This is a genomic window from Ruegeria sp. YS9 (assembly GCF_024628725.1).
Classification (GTDB): Bacteria; Pseudomonadota; Alphaproteobacteria; order Rhodobacterales; family Rhodobacteraceae; genus Ruegeria; species Ruegeria atlantica_C.
Genome location: NZ_CP102409.1, coordinates 1,606,140 through 1,622,277 on the forward strand (window position 1 = coordinate 1,606,140; position 16,138 = coordinate 1,622,277).

Annotated in this window: 14 protein-coding genes; 10 read left to right on the top strand and 4 right to left on the bottom strand. The window is 59.6% G+C overall.

Features of this window, described 5'->3' with window-relative positions; all coding sequences use genetic code 11:
• The first annotated feature begins 68 nt into the window (after positions 1–68).
• Both NOR97_RS08170 and trpE read left to right on the top strand, forming a co-directional pair.
• Positions 69–1,910 (top strand): peptidylprolyl isomerase, encoded by a 1,842-nt coding sequence (locus NOR97_RS08170; protein ID WP_257600804.1) that lies wholly within the window; start codon positions 69–71, stop codon positions 1,908–1,910.
• Between the two features lie 11 nt (positions 1,911–1,921).
• Entirely contained in the window at positions 1,922–3,433 is a 1,512-nt protein-coding gene (gene trpE, locus NOR97_RS08175; RefSeq protein WP_257600805.1) for an anthranilate synthase component I, read from the top strand.
• A 58-nt stretch (positions 3,434–3,491) separates the two neighbouring features.
• On the opposite strand, the gene NOR97_RS08180 is transcribed toward trpE, so the two are convergent.
• On the bottom strand, positions 3,492–4,925 hold the full coding sequence (locus tag NOR97_RS08180; RefSeq protein WP_257600806.1) for a polysaccharide deacteylase family 2 protein: 1,434 nt from the start codon (positions 4,923–4,925) through the stop codon (positions 3,492–3,494).
• Between the two features lie 198 nt (positions 4,926–5,123).
• On the opposite strand from NOR97_RS08180, the gene NOR97_RS08185 reads away from it, so the two are divergent.
• The 6 genes from NOR97_RS08185 (at position 5,124) to lexA (ending at position 9,949) form a co-directional block, all read left to right on the top strand.
• Positions 5,124–5,705, top strand: a complete 582-nt coding sequence (locus tag NOR97_RS08185; protein WP_257600807.1) for an aminodeoxychorismate/anthranilate synthase component II — start codon at positions 5,124–5,126, stop codon at positions 5,703–5,705.
• On the top strand, positions 5,702–6,721 hold the full coding sequence (gene trpD, locus NOR97_RS08190; RefSeq protein WP_257600808.1) for an anthranilate phosphoribosyltransferase: 1,020 nt from the start codon (positions 5,702–5,704) through the stop codon (positions 6,719–6,721). The genes NOR97_RS08185 and trpD overlap by 4 nt, the downstream gene beginning before the upstream one ends.
• Positions 6,718–7,530 (top strand): indole-3-glycerol phosphate synthase TrpC, encoded by an 813-nt coding sequence (gene trpC, locus NOR97_RS08195; protein WP_257600809.1) that lies wholly within the window; start codon positions 6,718–6,720, stop codon positions 7,528–7,530. Before trpD ends, trpC begins: the two co-directional genes overlap by 4 nt.
• Positions 7,530–8,003: a cyclic pyranopterin monophosphate synthase MoaC gene (gene moaC, locus NOR97_RS08200; RefSeq protein WP_171725424.1), complete on the top strand. Its 474-nt coding sequence runs from the start codon at positions 7,530–7,532 to the stop codon at positions 8,001–8,003. The genes trpC and moaC overlap by 1 nt, the downstream gene beginning before the upstream one ends.
• On the top strand, positions 8,000–9,172 hold the full coding sequence (gene glp / locus NOR97_RS08205; protein WP_257600810.1) for a gephyrin-like molybdotransferase Glp: 1,173 nt from the start codon (positions 8,000–8,002) through the stop codon (positions 9,170–9,172). The genes moaC and glp overlap by 4 nt, the downstream gene beginning before the upstream one ends.
• A gap of 78 nt (positions 9,173–9,250) precedes the next feature.
• Positions 9,251–9,949 (top strand): transcriptional repressor LexA, encoded by a 699-nt coding sequence (gene lexA, locus NOR97_RS08210; RefSeq protein WP_152458099.1) that lies wholly within the window; start codon positions 9,251–9,253, stop codon positions 9,947–9,949.
• Here the strand turns inward: lexA and NOR97_RS21150 are convergent.
• Together NOR97_RS21150 and NOR97_RS21155 are read right to left on the bottom strand one after the other, a co-directional pair.
• Positions 9,943–11,262: a ComEC/Rec2 family competence protein gene (locus tag NOR97_RS21150; protein WP_306980013.1), complete on the bottom strand. Its 1,320-nt coding sequence runs from the start codon at positions 11,260–11,262 to the stop codon at positions 9,943–9,945. The genes lexA and NOR97_RS21150 overlap by 7 nt on opposite strands.
• Complete coding sequence (locus NOR97_RS21155; RefSeq protein ID WP_306979958.1) at positions 11,178–12,023, bottom strand: ComEC/Rec2 family competence protein; 846 nt, start codon at positions 12,021–12,023, stop codon at positions 11,178–11,180. The genes NOR97_RS21150 and NOR97_RS21155 overlap by 85 nt, the downstream gene beginning before the upstream one ends.
• A gap of 78 nt (positions 12,024–12,101) precedes the next feature.
• On the opposite strand from NOR97_RS21155, the gene gltX reads away from it, so the two are divergent.
• Together gltX and gltA are read left to right on the top strand one after the other, a co-directional pair.
• Positions 12,102–13,502: a glutamate--tRNA ligase gene (gene gltX, locus NOR97_RS08220; protein WP_257600811.1), complete on the top strand. Its 1,401-nt coding sequence runs from the start codon at positions 12,102–12,104 to the stop codon at positions 13,500–13,502.
• Between the two features lie 121 nt (positions 13,503–13,623).
• On the top strand, positions 13,624–14,919 hold the full coding sequence (gene gltA, locus NOR97_RS08225; RefSeq protein WP_257600813.1) for a citrate synthase: 1,296 nt from the start codon (positions 13,624–13,626) through the stop codon (positions 14,917–14,919).
• A gap of 135 nt (positions 14,920–15,054) precedes the next feature.
• Here the strand turns inward: gltA and NOR97_RS08230 are convergent, their stop codons facing one another.
• Positions 15,055–16,122: a PA0069 family radical SAM protein gene (locus NOR97_RS08230; RefSeq protein ID WP_257600814.1), complete on the bottom strand. Its 1,068-nt coding sequence runs from the start codon at positions 16,120–16,122 to the stop codon at positions 15,055–15,057.
• Between the last annotated feature and the right edge of the window lie 16 nt (positions 16,123–16,138).

The following is a 16,138-nucleotide window of genomic DNA, read 5'->3' on the forward strand; positions in this document are numbered from 1 at the left end:
GCGGTGTGCGTCGTATTCAGGGCCGCAACCGACAGGGCAGAACTCTGCCAAAAAAACAAGAGGGCATCATGGCCGCAGGCGCTAAAAGTCTTTCGAAAACCTTTGTCTGGATTCTGATGGGCCTGCTGATGCTGGGCCTTGCGGGATTTGGCGCGGTCAACCTCAGCGGGACGATCCGCACAGTTGCGCAAGTCGGCGACGAAAGCATCTCGGTCGATGACTATGTGCGCGAATTGCAGCGCGAAATCCGAGCGGTCGAAGCACAATCCGGGCAGCCTTTGCAGATGTCGCAAGCGCGCGAGCTGGGTTTGGATCGAAACGCCCTTGCCCGCCTGACCGCTTTGGCAGCGCTGGACAACGAGGTCCGTCAGCTTGGGATTTCCATCGGCGATGAGAACCTTCAGCAAGAGATCATCTCGATCCCGGCGTTTCAGGGTGTCAACGGAACTTTTGACCGAGAATCCTATCGCTTTCAGCTGGAACAGGTCGGCATGACCGATTCCGAATTCGAATCCGATCTGCGCAAGGAATCCGCCCGAACCATCGTGCAGGGCGCTATCATGGGCGGCGTGAAAATGCCCGCAACGATGACGGACACGATGGTCGACTACATCGGCGCGCGGCGCAGCTTTACGGTCGCAACTGTCGGGGCGGAAGCACTGGACACACCTGTGGCCGAACCAACGGACGCGCAGATCCAGGCATTCTACGATGACAATGGAGATCAGTTTACCCTGCCTCGCACCAAGCAGCTGACTTATGCGATTCTGTCGCCTGCAATGTTGGTGGACACGGTCGAAATCGACGAAGACGCGTTGCGGAAGCTTTATGAAGAACGGTCCGACGAATACAACCAACCCGAACGCCGTCTGGTTGAACGTCTGAACTTCCCAAGCGAACAGGCCGCCAAGGACGCTTTGGCGCAGCTCGAGGTTGGCGGCACGACCTTTGAACAGTTGGTTCGGGATCGCGATCTGGAACTGAACGACATAGATCTGGGCGACGTGACGCGTGAGGATCTGGGCGAAGCTGCGGACGCCGTTTTTGCGGCCGAGCTTGACGCTGTCGTGGGCCCGTTGCCTTCGGTGTTCGGTCCGGCCCTGTTCCGTGTCAACGGATCACTGGCCGCGAACAATGTTCCATATGACGAGGCCGAGCCGGCACTTCGGGAAGAGTTGGCGACTGAACGCGCCCGCCGCCTGATCGAGGCGCAATCCGAAGATATCAACGACATGCTGGCGGGCGGTGCCACTCTGGAAGAACTGGCGGAAGAAACCGAAATGGAACTGGGTCAGATCGACTGGACCCGTGACAGCGACGAAGGCGTTGCGGCCTATGACGGGTTCCGAGCGGCCGCAGAAGCCGTGCAGGAAGGGGATTTTCCTGAAATTGCCTTCCTCGAAGACGGGTCAATTTTTGCCCTGCGCCTGGACGAGGTTCTGCCGCGCCGCCCGGAACCGCTGGAGAGCGCGCGCGACCGTGTCGCCGCGGCCTGGCAACAGGCCGAGACCAACAAAGCCCTGCGCGAAAAGGCGGATGCCATTCTGAACCAACTGGCCACTGACGGTGATTTTGCCGCGACCGGCCTGCCCTTCCGCGTCGAAAACGCCCTGACCCGCACCGCGTTTCTGGATGACGTTCCCGCCGATTTCATGACCGAAGTATTCGCCATGGAACCGGGCGAGTTGCGCGTTATTGGCGGCAACGGTGCGGCCTGGATTGTGCGTCTGGACGAAATCCTGCCGCCGGCGGATACGGATGAACTGCGCCAGTTGCATGATGCCCTGAGCACACAGATGGATCAGGCTCTGGCACAGAATATTTTCAACGCCTATGTACGTGATGCCCAGACCCGGGCGCGCCCCGTCGTGGATCAGCAGGCTCTGAACGCCGTGCAGGCGAGCTTTTAAACGAGACCGATATGGCCCTGACACCCGAATTCGACACCTTCGCGCGCGCCTTTGAAGCGGGCGAAAACCAGGTTGTTTACACACGTCTGGCCGCCGATCTGGACACACCTGTGTCACTGATGCTCAAGCTGACGGGCGCGCAGAAAGACGCGTTCATGCTGGAATCGGTGACAGGCGGTGAGGTGCGTGGCCGCTATTCGATCATCGGTATGAAACCTGATCTGGTCTGGCGCTGTCGCGGCGAAACATCTGAGCTGAACCGCTCGGCCCGTTTCGATTCCGAGGCGTTCTCGCCTCAGGATGGCAACCCGATGGACAACCTGCGGGCGCTTCTGGCCGAAAGCCGTATAGAATTGCCCGATGACTTGCCGCAGGCCGCTGCCGGGCTGTTCGGGTATCTGGGATATGACATGGTTCGGCTGGTGGAACACCTTCCGAATGTGAACCCCGATCCCCTGGGTCTGCCCGATGCGATCATGCTGCGCCCGTCTGTCATCGCGGTGCTGGATGGGGTCAAGGGTGAGGTAACAGTGGTGTCACCCGCCTGGGCCAGTGACGGTCAATCGGCCAAAGCTGCGTATGCGCAGGCGGCTGAGCGTGTAATGGATGCGGTCCGCGATCTGGAACGTGCCATGCCCGCAGAAACCCGCGATCTGGGTGACGCGCGCGAAGTCGCCCCACCGGTGTCGAACTTCACCAAGTCCGGCTATATGAAGGCGGTTGAAAAGGCCAAGGAATACATCCGCGCGGGTGACATTTTCCAAGTTGTTCCTGCTCAGCGCTGGACGCAGGATTTTCCGCTGCCGCCATTTGCTCTCTACCGGTCCTTGCGGCGCACGAATCCGTCACCCTTCATGTTCTATTTCAACTTCGGCGGTTTCCAGGTCGTGGGCGCAAGCCCCGAGATTTTGGTGCGTGTGTTCGGCAATGAAGTCACCATTCGTCCCATCGCAGGCACCCGCCCCCGTGGCGCGACGCCAGAAGAAGACAAGGCGAATGAGCTTGATCTGCTGGCCGACAAGAAAGAACTGGCCGAGCATCTGATGCTGCTGGATCTGGGTCGCAACGATACCGGTCGCGTATCAAAGATCGGAACAGTACGCCCGACCGAAGAGTTCATCATCGAACGCTACAGCCACGTGATGCACATTGTGTCGAACGTGGTGGGCGAACTGGCCGAAGACAAAGACGCGCTGGACGCTTTCTTTGCCGGGATGCCTGCGGGCACCGTCTCGGGCGCGCCCAAAGTGCGCGCGATGGAGATCATCGACGAGTTGGAGCCTGAAAAACGCGGCGTTTATGGCGGCGGCGTCGGCTATTTCAGCGCGGGCGGCGACATGGACATGTGTATCGCCCTGCGCACGGCCATCGTGAAAGATCAGAAACTCTATATCCAAGCCGGCGGTGGCGTCGTCTATGACAGCGATCCCGAAGCCGAGTTTATGGAAACCGTTCATAAATCCAACGCCATACGGCGCGCAGCAGCTGACGCAGCGCGGTTTACCGGGAACGGAAACGGCTAAAAAAACAGGGGCGGCCGGTCAGATGATCACCGCCCCTTTTCGTTGCTTTCTGCACTGGTCACTGCACGTTTTTCATCATGACTGCCGAGATCGGAGCCATTGCCACGCGGTTGCCCCGATCTTCCAGCCCCCACAGCAACAGGGCTGAAATCGTCTCGGGACGCACGCGCCCCAGCATGACCACTGTCCCTTCCTGACCGGCACGGAAAGCGGCCTGATCCAGGAACCTGCGCATGATTTTGGGGTCCTGCCGTGCGCCGTCGATATCGCGGAAAACGACACTGGACGGAATTCCGTTTCGCGCCGCCAGTTTCTGAACGGTGTTGAGCCCATTGTCCTGCGTAATCAGCCCACGACCGGTTCCCGCAGCAATCGCGGCGACCTGATCGGCCAGTTTGCGATTGCCTTGAATCCCGCTGTTCACACCTTCCAGAATACCAACCGTTTCCGGCAGGGTATCCAGCCACACCGACAGCGACACCTCGGCGTCCTGTGCACTTGCCGCCTCGGGCAGATCCGCCAGTGCCAGCACCTCGAACCCGGCCTTGCGATGGCGTGCCATCTTTTCTGTCGCATCAGGGTCCGATGGGTTCACGGCGAAGCTGATCGGATACGGAAAGTCCTGCAACGCTTCGGACCCGAATGAACCCTCGTCATCAATCAGAATGATGGACATCAGCGGCTTGGATTCGGGGTTTTCGAACTTTGCCGCAAAACGCTCGATCGGCTTGTCCGATTTCGGCTGTTCAGCCGAGGCCTGTTCCACGACGGGTTCATCATCGCGTTCCGTCAACGGTACGACGCGTTTCCCGATGATCGAGCTGGCACTTGCTTTCTGCTCGCCCCCGATCTGGGGCAGCGCAGCGATGCGCGGCAGTTCACGTGGCATGGTGTCTTCATCGCCTTCCACGGCAATCGGGCTGTTTTCAAAGGGGTTCTGTTCTTCGGCCTCTGTCGACTCTGCCTCCGGTTCTGGCGCTGCCTGTGGCAGAGGGTCCGGTTCGGGCGCAAGCGCGGCCATCTCGGTGTTCTCGGGCTCGGCTGGCGGGGCCGGTGTTTCATCAATGACCGCAGGCAGCACATCGTCTGGCTGAATCGCGGGAACCTGACTTGGCTCTGGCAGGGCGGCGGGTGCTTCGATCACGAATGACACTTCATTTGCATCTGCTGATTCCGGTTGGATCAATTCGTCCGTTGCGGCGCCGACAACTGGCTGGGAATCGACTGATGTTTCCAGACCCGACAGATCGGCCAGATCCTCGCTGGCCTCATCGGCGGCTTCTGGCGCACGCGGAGCCAGTTCCACCAGATCGGCGTCAGAACCGGCCTCAGCCACTTCAGCCGGAGCTTCGGGCGTTTCAGAAATCGTCGGTGCCGGTGCTTCGGTTGCGACAACCGGGGTATTCACCATCGGCGTCTTGAGAGACACGACCGCGCCCAAGATCAAAACAACGATCGCGCCCGCGACCATTCCTCCGAAAAATCCGCCCATTTTCCTGCCTTTCGCCTCTTTCCTCTGCCTCGTCCAGCTCTGCGCCATCTGGTGTGGCGCTCGGCCAATTGAACGCGTCAGAAACGGTATGTCCTCTTGACGCTGCCGCTCAAGCCTGAGCATGTATGTGCGGACATTATACCGTGGCCCGGGGCTGCATCGCCAGCCCGAAATGCCCAAGCGAAGATAAGTGCCCAAATGCTGCTGCTGATCGACAACTACGACTCGTTTACCTACAATTTGGTACATTATTTAGGCGAACTTGGTGCCGAAATGGTCATTCGCCGAAATGATGCGCTGGATGTGCAGGAAGCGATGGCCATGAACCCTGCCGGCATCCTACTGAGCCCTGGCCCCTGCGATCCGGATCAGGCGGGGATTTGCCTGGCACTGACACAAGCTGCGGCCGAAACCAAAACGCCGCTTTTGGGGGTTTGCCTGGGCCATCAGACCATAGGTCAGGTGTTTGGCGGCAAGGTGGTTCGATGCCATGAGATCGTTCATGGCAAGATGGGCACGGTGAAGCACACCGGCAAAGGCCTGTTTGCCGGACTGCCCTCACCCTTTGAAGCAACCCGATACCATTCGCTGGTGGTCGAGCGCGAGACCCTGCCCGATTGCCTCGAGATCACGGCCGAGCTGGACGACGGCACCATCATGGGGCTGCAACACAAGGAATTGCCGATCCACGGTGTGCAGTTCCATCCGGAATCCATCGCATCCGAGCACGGCCACGCCCTTCTCAAGAACTTCCTGCAAGAACTGAAAGTCCCGGCATGAGCGACGCGCTTAAACCGCTGATCGGAGCCGCAGCCGATCGTCCTTTGACACGTGCCGAGGCCGAAAAGGCCTTTGCCATATTGTTCGATGGTGAAGCCACGCCCAGCCAGATCGGCGGTTTGCTCATGGCCATGCGAACACGCGGCGAGACGGTCGATGAATACGCCGCGGCGGCGGCCGTGATGCGCGCGAAATGCAATGCCGTGAACGCACCCGAGGGGGCGATGGATATCGTCGGCACCGGTGGCGATGGCAAAGGCACCCTGAATATTTCGACCGCGACCGCTTTTGTCGTGGCCGGTGCCGGAGTCACGGTCGCGAAACACGGCAATCGCAACCTGAGCTCCAAATCCGGCGCGGCGGATGCATTGGGCCAGATGGGCATCAACGTCATGGTTGGCCCGCAAGTCGTTGAAAATGTGCTGAAAGACGTTGGAATCGGCTTCATGATGGCGCCAATGCACCACCCTGCCATCGCCCATGTGATGCCGTCCCGGCAAGAACTGGGAACGCGCACGATCTTCAATATTCTCGGCCCCCTGACCAACCCTGCTGGCGTCAAACGGCAATTGACCGGTGCCTTTAGCCGCGACCTGATCCGCCCGATGGCCGAAACGCTTGGCCTGCTGGGCTCGGACCGGGCCTGGCTGGTGCATGGCTCGGACGGGACGGACGAGCTCACGATTACCGGCATCAGCTGGGTCGCCGCTCTGGAAGACGAGATGGTGAAAGAGGTCGAACTGCACCCAGAAGACGCTGGTCTTCCCGTGCATCCTTTCGAGGACATCATCGGAGGCACGCCCGAGGAAAACGCCGTTGCGTTCCGGGCTTTGCTGGACGGTGCCCCGTCAGCGTATCGTGACGCGGTGCTGCTGAATTCGGCCGCCGCTCTGGTCGTCGCCGAAGCGGCAAATGATCTGCGCGAAGGCGTGGCCATGGCTGCTGAAAGCATCGACAGTGGCAATGCCAAAAACAAAATCACGGCCTTGGCCGCCAAGACACAGGAAGCCGCATGACCGAAACCGTTCTGGACAGAATCAAAGCCTACAAACTGGAAGAGGTCGCGGCGGACAAGGCCCGGAAATCTTTGGAAACACTGGAAGGTGAGGCACGGGCCGCCTCGGAGCCCCGTGGCTTTGCCAATGCGCTGCAACACGCCTCGCGGCAAGGCTATGGCCTGATCGCCGAGATCAAGAAAGCCAGCCCGTCCAAGGGGCTGATCCGGCCGGATTTCGACCCGCCCGTTCTTGCAAAGGCTTATGAAGATGGTGGCGCGACATGTTTGTCCGTCCTGACCGACACCCCCAGTTTTCAGGGCAAGAAAGAGTACCTGACGCAAGCACGCGAGGCGACATCCCTGCCCGCTTTGCGCAAGGATTTCATGTACGACCCGTATCAGGTGGTCGAAGCTCGCGCCCTGGGGGCGGACTGTATTCTGATCATCATGGCCTCGGTCAGTGATGATCAGGCGGCTGAACTGGAAAACACTGCATTCGATTGGGAGATGGACGTTCTGATCGAAGTCCACGACGAAGCAGAGCTTGAACGCGCGGCACAGCTGAAAAGCCCGCTGATCGGTATCAACAACCGCAATCTGAAGACCTTCGAGACAACGCTCGACACGACGCGCCGCCTGTCCAAGCTGGTGCCCGCCGATCGCACCATCGTTTGCGAAAGCGGATTGGGCACGCCAGACGATCTGAGGGACATAGCGCGGTATGGGGCCCGCTGCTTCTTGATCGGAGAAAGTCTGATGCGCCAGGACGATGTCGAAGCCGCAACGCGCCATATCCTGTCCAACCCGCTGATCCCCGGAGTGATGTGATGCCACTGACCCATTTCGATGCCCAAGGTCAGGCACATATGGTCGATGTCTCGGGCAAGGAGGTGACAGATCGTGTCGCCGTTGCCGAAGGTCACATCAGGATGGCGCCTGAAACCTTTGAAATCATTTCCGAAGGTCGCGCCAAGAAGGGCGATGTTCTGGGCATTGCCCGTTTGGCCGGCATCATGGGCGCAAAGAAGACGCCGGACCTCATTCCGCTGTGTCATCCTTTGCCGGTGACCAAAGTGGCGGTCGAGCTTACACTTGACCCGGACCTGCCCGGTGTTCGGATCCAGGCCACCGTAAAGACCTCGGGCCAGACCGGAGTCGAGATGGAAGCGCTGACCGCCGTATCGACAGCCGCCTTGACGGTATACGACATGACCAAGGCCGTCGATAAGGCGATGGAGATAGGCGGCATTCGCGTTCTGCTTAAAGATGGCGGCAAATCAGGGCGTTACGAGGCGAAATGATTACTGTCGAAGAGGCGCGCGCCCTGTTGTTCGATCTTGTGGGGCCATTGCCGGCGGAAGAGGTTCCACTGGCCCAGTCCGCAGGGCGCGTTCTGTCGCGGGACGTCACCGCCACGCGGGATCAACCGCCTTTTGCCGCCTCTTCCATGGATGGCTATGCGGTCAAATCTGACGAGGTCGAACTGCACGCCATGTTCAAAGTCGTGGGCGAGTCAGCGGCCGGGCGTCGTTTTGAAGGCGCTGTAGGCCCAGGACAGGCCGTTCGCATCTATACCGGCGCCCCTGTACCCGAGGGTGCGGATTTCGTTGTGATTCAAGAGGATACGGACCGCCGCGGCGATCTTCTGACAATCACGGACACACCCGGCGCCAAAACCAACATTCGGCCCGCTGGTGTGGATTTCAAGGCTGGCACGTCCATATCGGCCCCGCGTTTGATCCGCGCGGAAGATGTGGCCTTGATGGCCGCTATGAACATCCCCCGCGTCCCGGTTTCGCGCAAACCCGTGATCGCCCTCATCTCGACAGGAGACGAGTTGGTCATGCCCGGGGAAGAACCCGGCCCGGATCAGATCATTGCGTCGAACACGTTTGGGCTGAAGGCAATGCTCGAAGGATTGGGGGCTGTGGTGCGCGTGCTTCCGATCGCGCGGGATACTGTTTCGTCGCTCGAAACGGCCTTTGGCCTTGCGCAGGGGGCGGATCTGGTCGTGACGATCGGCGGGGCGTCGGTTGGCGATTATGACCTCGTGTCGGACGTCTCGCAGGGGTTGGGAATGAAGCAATCCTTCTACAAGATCCGAATGCGCCCCGGAAAACCCCTGATGGCCGGTCGTCTCGGCAACGCGGCCATGGTCGGGTTACCGGGCAATCCGGTCAGCGCCATGGTCTGCGGCTATCTGTTTCTGGCTCCGATGGTGCGCCGGATGCTGGGGCTTGAACAGGTGCTGCCCTCCTTCCGCACGGCCCGGCTGAGTGGTCCTTTGCCCGAGAATGGCCCGCGCGAACATTATATGCGCGCCGTGGTGACGGATGCCGGTATCGAAGCTTGCGCAGATCAGGACAGTTCGCTTCTCAGTGTACTGGCCCAGTCCAACGCGCTGTTGGTCCGCGCCCCAAACGATCCGGCGCGCGACATCGGGGAAATGGTCGAATACCTGCCGATCTGACCTGCCCTCAAATTCATTGACACAAAACGTGAACATGCGTAGAACAAAAGAAAACGCATGAGCGACGAGGTGTGAGCGATGCTGACCAAGAAGCAATTGGATTTGCTGGAATTCATCCACAAACGCGTGCAGGCGGACGGTGTTCCGCCCAGTTTTGATGAAATGAAGGCTGCTCTCGACCTGCGGTCGAAATCCGGCATTCACAGGTTGATCACCGCATTGGAGGAACGCGGGTTTATCCGCCGCCTTGCCCATCGCGCTCGGGCCATTGAGATTGTGAAACTGCCCGAAAGCCTTGGCGGCGAGCCAACGGCCGGCTTTACACCCCGCGTTATCGAAGGTGACAGGCCCAAGGGTCCCCGCCCTGCGAACGTGGAGCCTGTATCGGTGGACGCGCTGGAGCTGCCAGTCATGGGCCGGATCGCAGCCGGTGTTCCCATCGAAGCAATCAGCCATGTTTCGCATCACGTGGCCGTCCCCGGCCCCATGGTTTCGGGACAGGGTCAGCATTATGCATTGGAAGTTCGCGGTGATTCGATGATCGATGCCGGCATCAATGACGGTGATGTGGTCGTCATCCGGGAAACCTCGACCGCGGATAACGGCGACATTGTGGTTGCTCTGGTCGAAGATCAGGAAGCGACCCTCAAGCGGTACTTCCGCCGCGGCAATGCAATCGCGCTGGAGGCTGCAAACCCGGCCTATGAAACGCGCGTCCTGCCCGAAGAGAAGGTCAAGGTTCAGGGCCGGTTGGTCGGACTGATCCGCACCTATTGAGCCTGCTTGGAATGACGGTCCCCGGCAGGTTTCGGGGACCAAAGCCGATGGCCGGTCATGTCTGCGCTTGAGGTCAGCTTTCCGTTCGAAACCGACAGGCTGCCGGTTTCGTACAACCGTTCCGGATCGAACACCCCGCACGGACCTTGCAGGGCAAGCGCAACAGCCGAGATGATGATCTGGTTGTCCCGACATTCGTCAAACGCGCGCGCCGCCCTTTTTCCGGTGATATGGATGATCTCATAGTCCTTCAGCGGGTAACGTTGAACGATGCTGCCGTCCGGCCATCTGAGCGCCGCCTCGATCTGATCAACGCCGTCCCCGTCATTTTCAAGCCAGACACCGGCGACAAACCCGCTGCCTTTGCTTTTACTGAGGGCCCGCCCCTTGTCGGTCATGACCCCTACCAATCCGCCGTTTTCAGCGATCAGAACATCCGGTCTGTGCCCCGAGTTCCAAAGCAGAAATGCCAGGACAACAGGCACTGCTCCGGCCCGCCGTGCATGTCCCTGCCACAAGGCCATCCACAAGGCGCCGAATGCGACCAGTGGCAGGATGTACCATGGCGGGCTGACCACAAAACCCTGCGCCCCCTCAAGGTTCGACACCCAGTCGGAAACCGTAAGGATCCAATGCAATGCCCACCCCATGACGGTCAGGGCAAGTGCCTCCAGTCCAAACGGGGCAAGAAATGCAGCGACGACGGCAGAGGGTACGACGAGAAGCCCCATGACGGGAACGGAAAGCAGGTTTGCCAGCAGACCGTAATGGGACATCGTATTGAAATGCGCCGCACCAATGGGGGCTGTCGCAAGACCTGCAATTGCCGATGACATCACCACGCCAACGACCGGTTTCAACCAGTTTGGGCCGGGTAACGGGCCTACCTCTCGCAACGCTCCGAAGACGGCGACCAAGGCTGTGGTTGCGGCGAACGACATTTGAAATCCGGGGCTCAGCAGCGACTCGGGTCGAAGAACCAGAACGATCACGGCGGCAACAGCAACCGCACGCAGCGAAATCGCGCGTCGGTCGATCAACACGGCCCCCAGCATGACGCTGACCATGACAAAGGCCCGTTCGGTTGCAACGTTCCCCCCGGACAACAACAGATAAAGGGTTGCGGCACAAAGCGCGAGCACAGCGGCCACTTTCCGAACCGGAAGTCGCAACGCCACAGGAGGGCACAGCGACAGACCCAATCGGCAAGCCACGAACACGAAACCGGTCAGAAGCCCCATGTGAAGCCCGGAAATGGCCAACAGATGCGCAAGGTTGGACGCCCGCAAGGATGAAAGCGTCTCCTGCCCCATCCCGCTGCGATCTCCGGTGGTGACGGCCGCGGCAAATCCACCGATTTCTCCGGGCAGGATCTGCCTGACCCGCTGCGAAATGGCCATGCGGATCGCAGTGACCCGAATGCCGGCAATCCCCTCTGTCGCGGGTGCGATGGTCCGGCAATCCCCTCTGTCGCGGGTGCGATGGTCATGACCGGGACGCGGGTATAACCGACCGCGCCCAATCGTTGAAACCAGGCATGGCGACGAAAGTCGAACCCTCCGGGCTCGACCGGGCCTTGCGGCGGCGAAAGATGACCGGTGGTCATAATGCGCTGCCCCGGTGCGATAGTGCCCGCCGGACCATGAACGGAAAGACGGATGCGCTGCGGCCTGCGCTCCTGAGGCACATCCCCTATGCGTACCTGATCAAGCGTCAACCGCAACGCATCCGAGGCAGACCGATCCATGGCGACGACCCTCCCCTCGACAGGGCCATAATATCGCCACGACAGAACCGGTTCCGCCACCATATGGGCGCGAACGCCTGCCAGAATGAAACCGGCAGCGATCAGCGCCCCCCCGATTGCCAACGTTCCCACCCCCGGTGGCAGCCGGCGGCGCAAGGCGACTAGAGCAATTCCAAGACAGACAAGACCGGCATAAACTGACCGATCCGGCTCGACGCGGACGCCGAAATAAAGACCAATCCCCGTCGCCAGCAAAACCGGCGTCCAGGGGAAAAGGTAGCCTGTCTGGTGCAGCAGCGCGGCCTCGACCCGTGCAAGAACACGCATGGTTGCCCCCGTCCTTCGGGCTCGTTAGACAGGCGTCAAACTATGCCAGATACGGTTACCAAAAGGTTAATCCTCACCATGACTGAACAGGTCGTCACTCGTTTTGCCCCCTCGCCCACCGGTTTCCTGCATATCGGCGGCGCGCGCACTGCATTGTTCAATTGGCTGTATGCGCGTGGTCGGGGTGGCAAATTCCTGCTGCGGATCGAAGACACCGATCGCGAACGTTCGACACCCGAGGCGACCGCCGCGATCCTTCAGGGCATGGCCTGGCTTGGCCTTGATCACGACGGTGATGTGATCAGCCAGTTCGAAGGGGCCGCCCGTCACGCCGAAGTCGCGCATCAGTTGCTGGCCGAGGGCAAAGCATACAAATGTTTCTCGTTTCAGGAAGAAATCGCGGCTTTCCGGGACCAAGCGCGCAGCGAAGGGAAATCAACCCTGTTCCGCAGCCCATGGCGGGACGCCGATCCCTCGACACATCCGGATGCACCTTTTGCCATACGCATCAAGGCGCCTCAGGACGGGGTGACCGTGATCCACGATCAGGTTCAGGGCGATGTGAGCATCCGCAACGACCAGTTGGACGACATGATTCTTCTGCGCTCGGACGGAACACCCGTCTACATGCTGGCAGTCGTCGTCGACGATCACGACATGGGCGTCACCCATGTCATCCGCGGCGACGATCACCTCAACAATGCCGCGCGGCAAATGATGATCTACGAAGCCATGGGCTGGGACGTTCCGGTCTGGGCGCATATCCCGCTGATTCACGGGCCTGATGGCAAGAAGCTGTCCAAGCGCCATGGTGCGCTTGGAGCGCAGGAGTATCAGGCCATGGGCTATCCCGCAGCCGGGATGCGCAATTACCTGGCCCGGCTGGGCTGGAGCCATGGCGACGATGAGTTTTTCACGGACGCGCAGGCAAAGGACTGGTTCGATCTGGATGGGATCGGCAAAAGCCCTGCACGGTTCGATCTGAAAAAGCTTGAAAACCTGTGTGGACAACATATCGCAATCTCGGACGATGCTGCATTGCGGCAAGAGATCGAAGCATATCTGGCCGCAGCAGACCTTCCGCCCCTTACTGAGACACAATCCAGTGATCTGGAACGTGCGATGTATTGCCTCAAGGACCGGGCGCGCACCTTCCCTGAACTGCTTGAAAAGGCTCATTTTGCACTGACAAGCCGCCCGATCGCTCCGGATGAAAAAGCCGCAAAGGCGCTGGCAACTGTATCCGATGGTATACTGACGGAATTGACGCCGCATCTGCAAAATGTTAGCTGGTCGCGGAACGAACTGGAGGAGGCACTGAATTCCTTTGCCGAGTCAAAGGAGCTCAAGTTCGGCAAGCTGGCCGGTCCGCTGAGGGCCGCTCTGGCGGGTCGTGCCGTTACGCCTTCGGTTTTTGACATGATGCTTGTGCTGGGACGGGAAGAAACCCTGGCGCGGCTTTCTGAAGCAGCGAAATAACCCAAGCTTCATAAACGGGTAACGCTGCTCCGCTTACACCCGGACTGCGCGTCCACGCGCAGTCATTGCCCGTATCACCGGAGGTATCTCTGGCGTGCGCATGAATGAAGAAGGGACAACCATGACTGAAAGCAACAAAACAGCCACTCTGACCGTTCACGGCAAAGAGTACGAGTTGCCTGTTCATTCTCCGACCGCTGGTCCGGATGTCATTGATATCCGCAAGCTTTATGGTCAGGCCGGCGTCTTCACCTACGATCCCGGCTTCACTTCGACCGCAAGCTGCGACAGCACCATCACCTATATCAACGGCGAAAAAGGCGAACTGCTGCACCGGGGCTATCCGATCGACCAACTGGCCGAGAAATCGCATTTCCTCGAAGTCTGCTATCTTCTGCTGTACGGAGAACTGCCGGCGGCAAAGGATCTTGAGAAATTCGAGACCACGATCACACGCCACACCATGCTGCACGAGCAGATGCAGTATTTCTATCGCGGTTTCCGCCGCGACGCGCACCCGATGGCCATCATGGTCGGCGTCGTCGGCGCGATGTCGGCCTTCTATCACGATTCAACGGATATCTCGGACCCGCAGCAGCGTGAAATCGCATCGCATCGTCTGATCGCCAAGATGCCGACTATTGCTGCATGGGCCTACAAGTACCACACCGGTCAGCCTTTCGTGTATCCGCGCAACGATCTGGACTATGCGTCGAACTTCCTGCGCATGTGTTTCAGCGTTCCTGCCGAGGAATATGAGGTCAACCCGATCCTCAGCCGCGCCATGGACCGCATCTTTACGCTGCATGCGGATCACGAACAGAATGCCTCGACATCGACCGTGCGTCTGGCGTCGTCGTCGGGGGCAAACCCGTTTGCCTGTATCGCCGCCGGCATCGCTTGCCTTTGGGGTCCGGCTCATGGTGGCGCAAATCAGGCCTGCCTGGAAATGCTGGAAGAGATCGGCACAGTTGATCGCATTCCCGAGTTCATTGCCCGCGCCAAGGACAAGAACGATCCGTTCCGCCTGATGGGCTTTGGTCACCGCGTTTACAAGAATTTCGACCCGCGCGCCAAAGTGATGAAGCAATCGGCAGACGAAGTTCTTGATCTGCTGGGCGTTGAGGACAACCCGAAATTGCAGGTTGCCAAGGAACTGGAACGCGAAGCGCTGGAAGACCCGTATTTCGCCGAAAAGAAGTTGTTCCCGAATGTCGACTTCTACTCGGGCATCATCCTCGAAGCGATGGGTTTCCCGACTTCGATGTTCACGCCGATCTTCGCCCTGTCGCGCACCGTTGGCTGGGTCAGCCAGTGGAAAGAGATGATCGCCGATCCGCAAAACAAAATCGGCCGCCCGCGTCAGCTGTACTTGGGCGAAACGCTGCGCGATTACGTGGATATCGAAAATCGCTGATACGCGCCTCACGAAGATCTGTTCCGAAGGCCCCGGTACTGCCGGGGTCTTTTTGTTTGGGCTCAAGCAATGAGAGCGCGAAGACCCGGTATTTTCCCGCGCAAGACAGCAGCGGACATGCCGGGGCGCATGACCTCAGAACAGGCTCAGTTGGTCTCCGGGCTGCGGCGGCACCGCAAACAAGTCGCAACGCAACGGGGCCGATCTTACGGACAGCCCCAGACGTTTGCAGGACTTCAAAAACCTTTGAGCGATGATCCCGGCATACTCACCCTCGCCCCGCATTCTGTGCCCCCAACGCGGATCGTAATCCCGCCCCCCATGCATTTCCCGCAGTTTGGACATGACCTTTTCCGCCCGCGAAGGCTCATGATCGGCAAGCCAGCCCTGCCAAAGCTGCGAAACCTCGCGCGGCAGGCGCAACATGATCCAGCTAGCGGCATCCGCGCCAGCCTCTTTCCCGGCTTCCAGCAGGCTTTCAAGTTCATGATCCGTCAGCCCCGGCACGATGGGTGATGTCATAACGCGCACCGGAATGCCCGCTTCCGTCAGCGCTCGGATCACGCGCAGCCGCCGAAGTGGCGACGGTGCCCTTGGTTCCATCCGGCGGGACAAATCCGCATCCAGCGTGGTCAGCGAAATGCCAACCCGTACCAGCCCCCGGCCTGCCATGTCGGCAAGCAACTCCAGATCCCGCTCTATCAGAGTACCCTTGGTGACGATTGCGACCGGGTGATTGAACGCACTCAAAACCTCAAGGCAGGACTTTGTAATCATGTGCTTTTTCTCAATCGGCTGATACGGGTCCGTATTCGTGCCCATTGCAATCGGCGCGACTTTGTAGGATCTGGCGGACAATTCCTTGCGCAGAACATGTCCCATGTTGGGTCGTGCGATCAGGCGGGTTTCGAAATCCAACCCTGACGATAACCCCAGATACGCGTGGCTGGGCCGTGCAAAACAGTAAACGCAGCCATGTTCACATCCCCGGTACGGGTTGATCGACCGATCGAAGGGCAAGTCAGGGGATCGGTTGTAAGCAATAGCGCTGCGCGCAACCTCTTCACGTGTCTCGGTACGCAGCGGCGGCAATTCTTCTTCAATGTCCCACCCGTCTTCGGTTGCCGTGGTGACAAAACGTTCAAACCGACCAGCTTCGTTCGTCGTTGTTCCTCTTGCCTTGATCGTCCGCGCGATGTTCATGTCAGCTTGTTCTTCT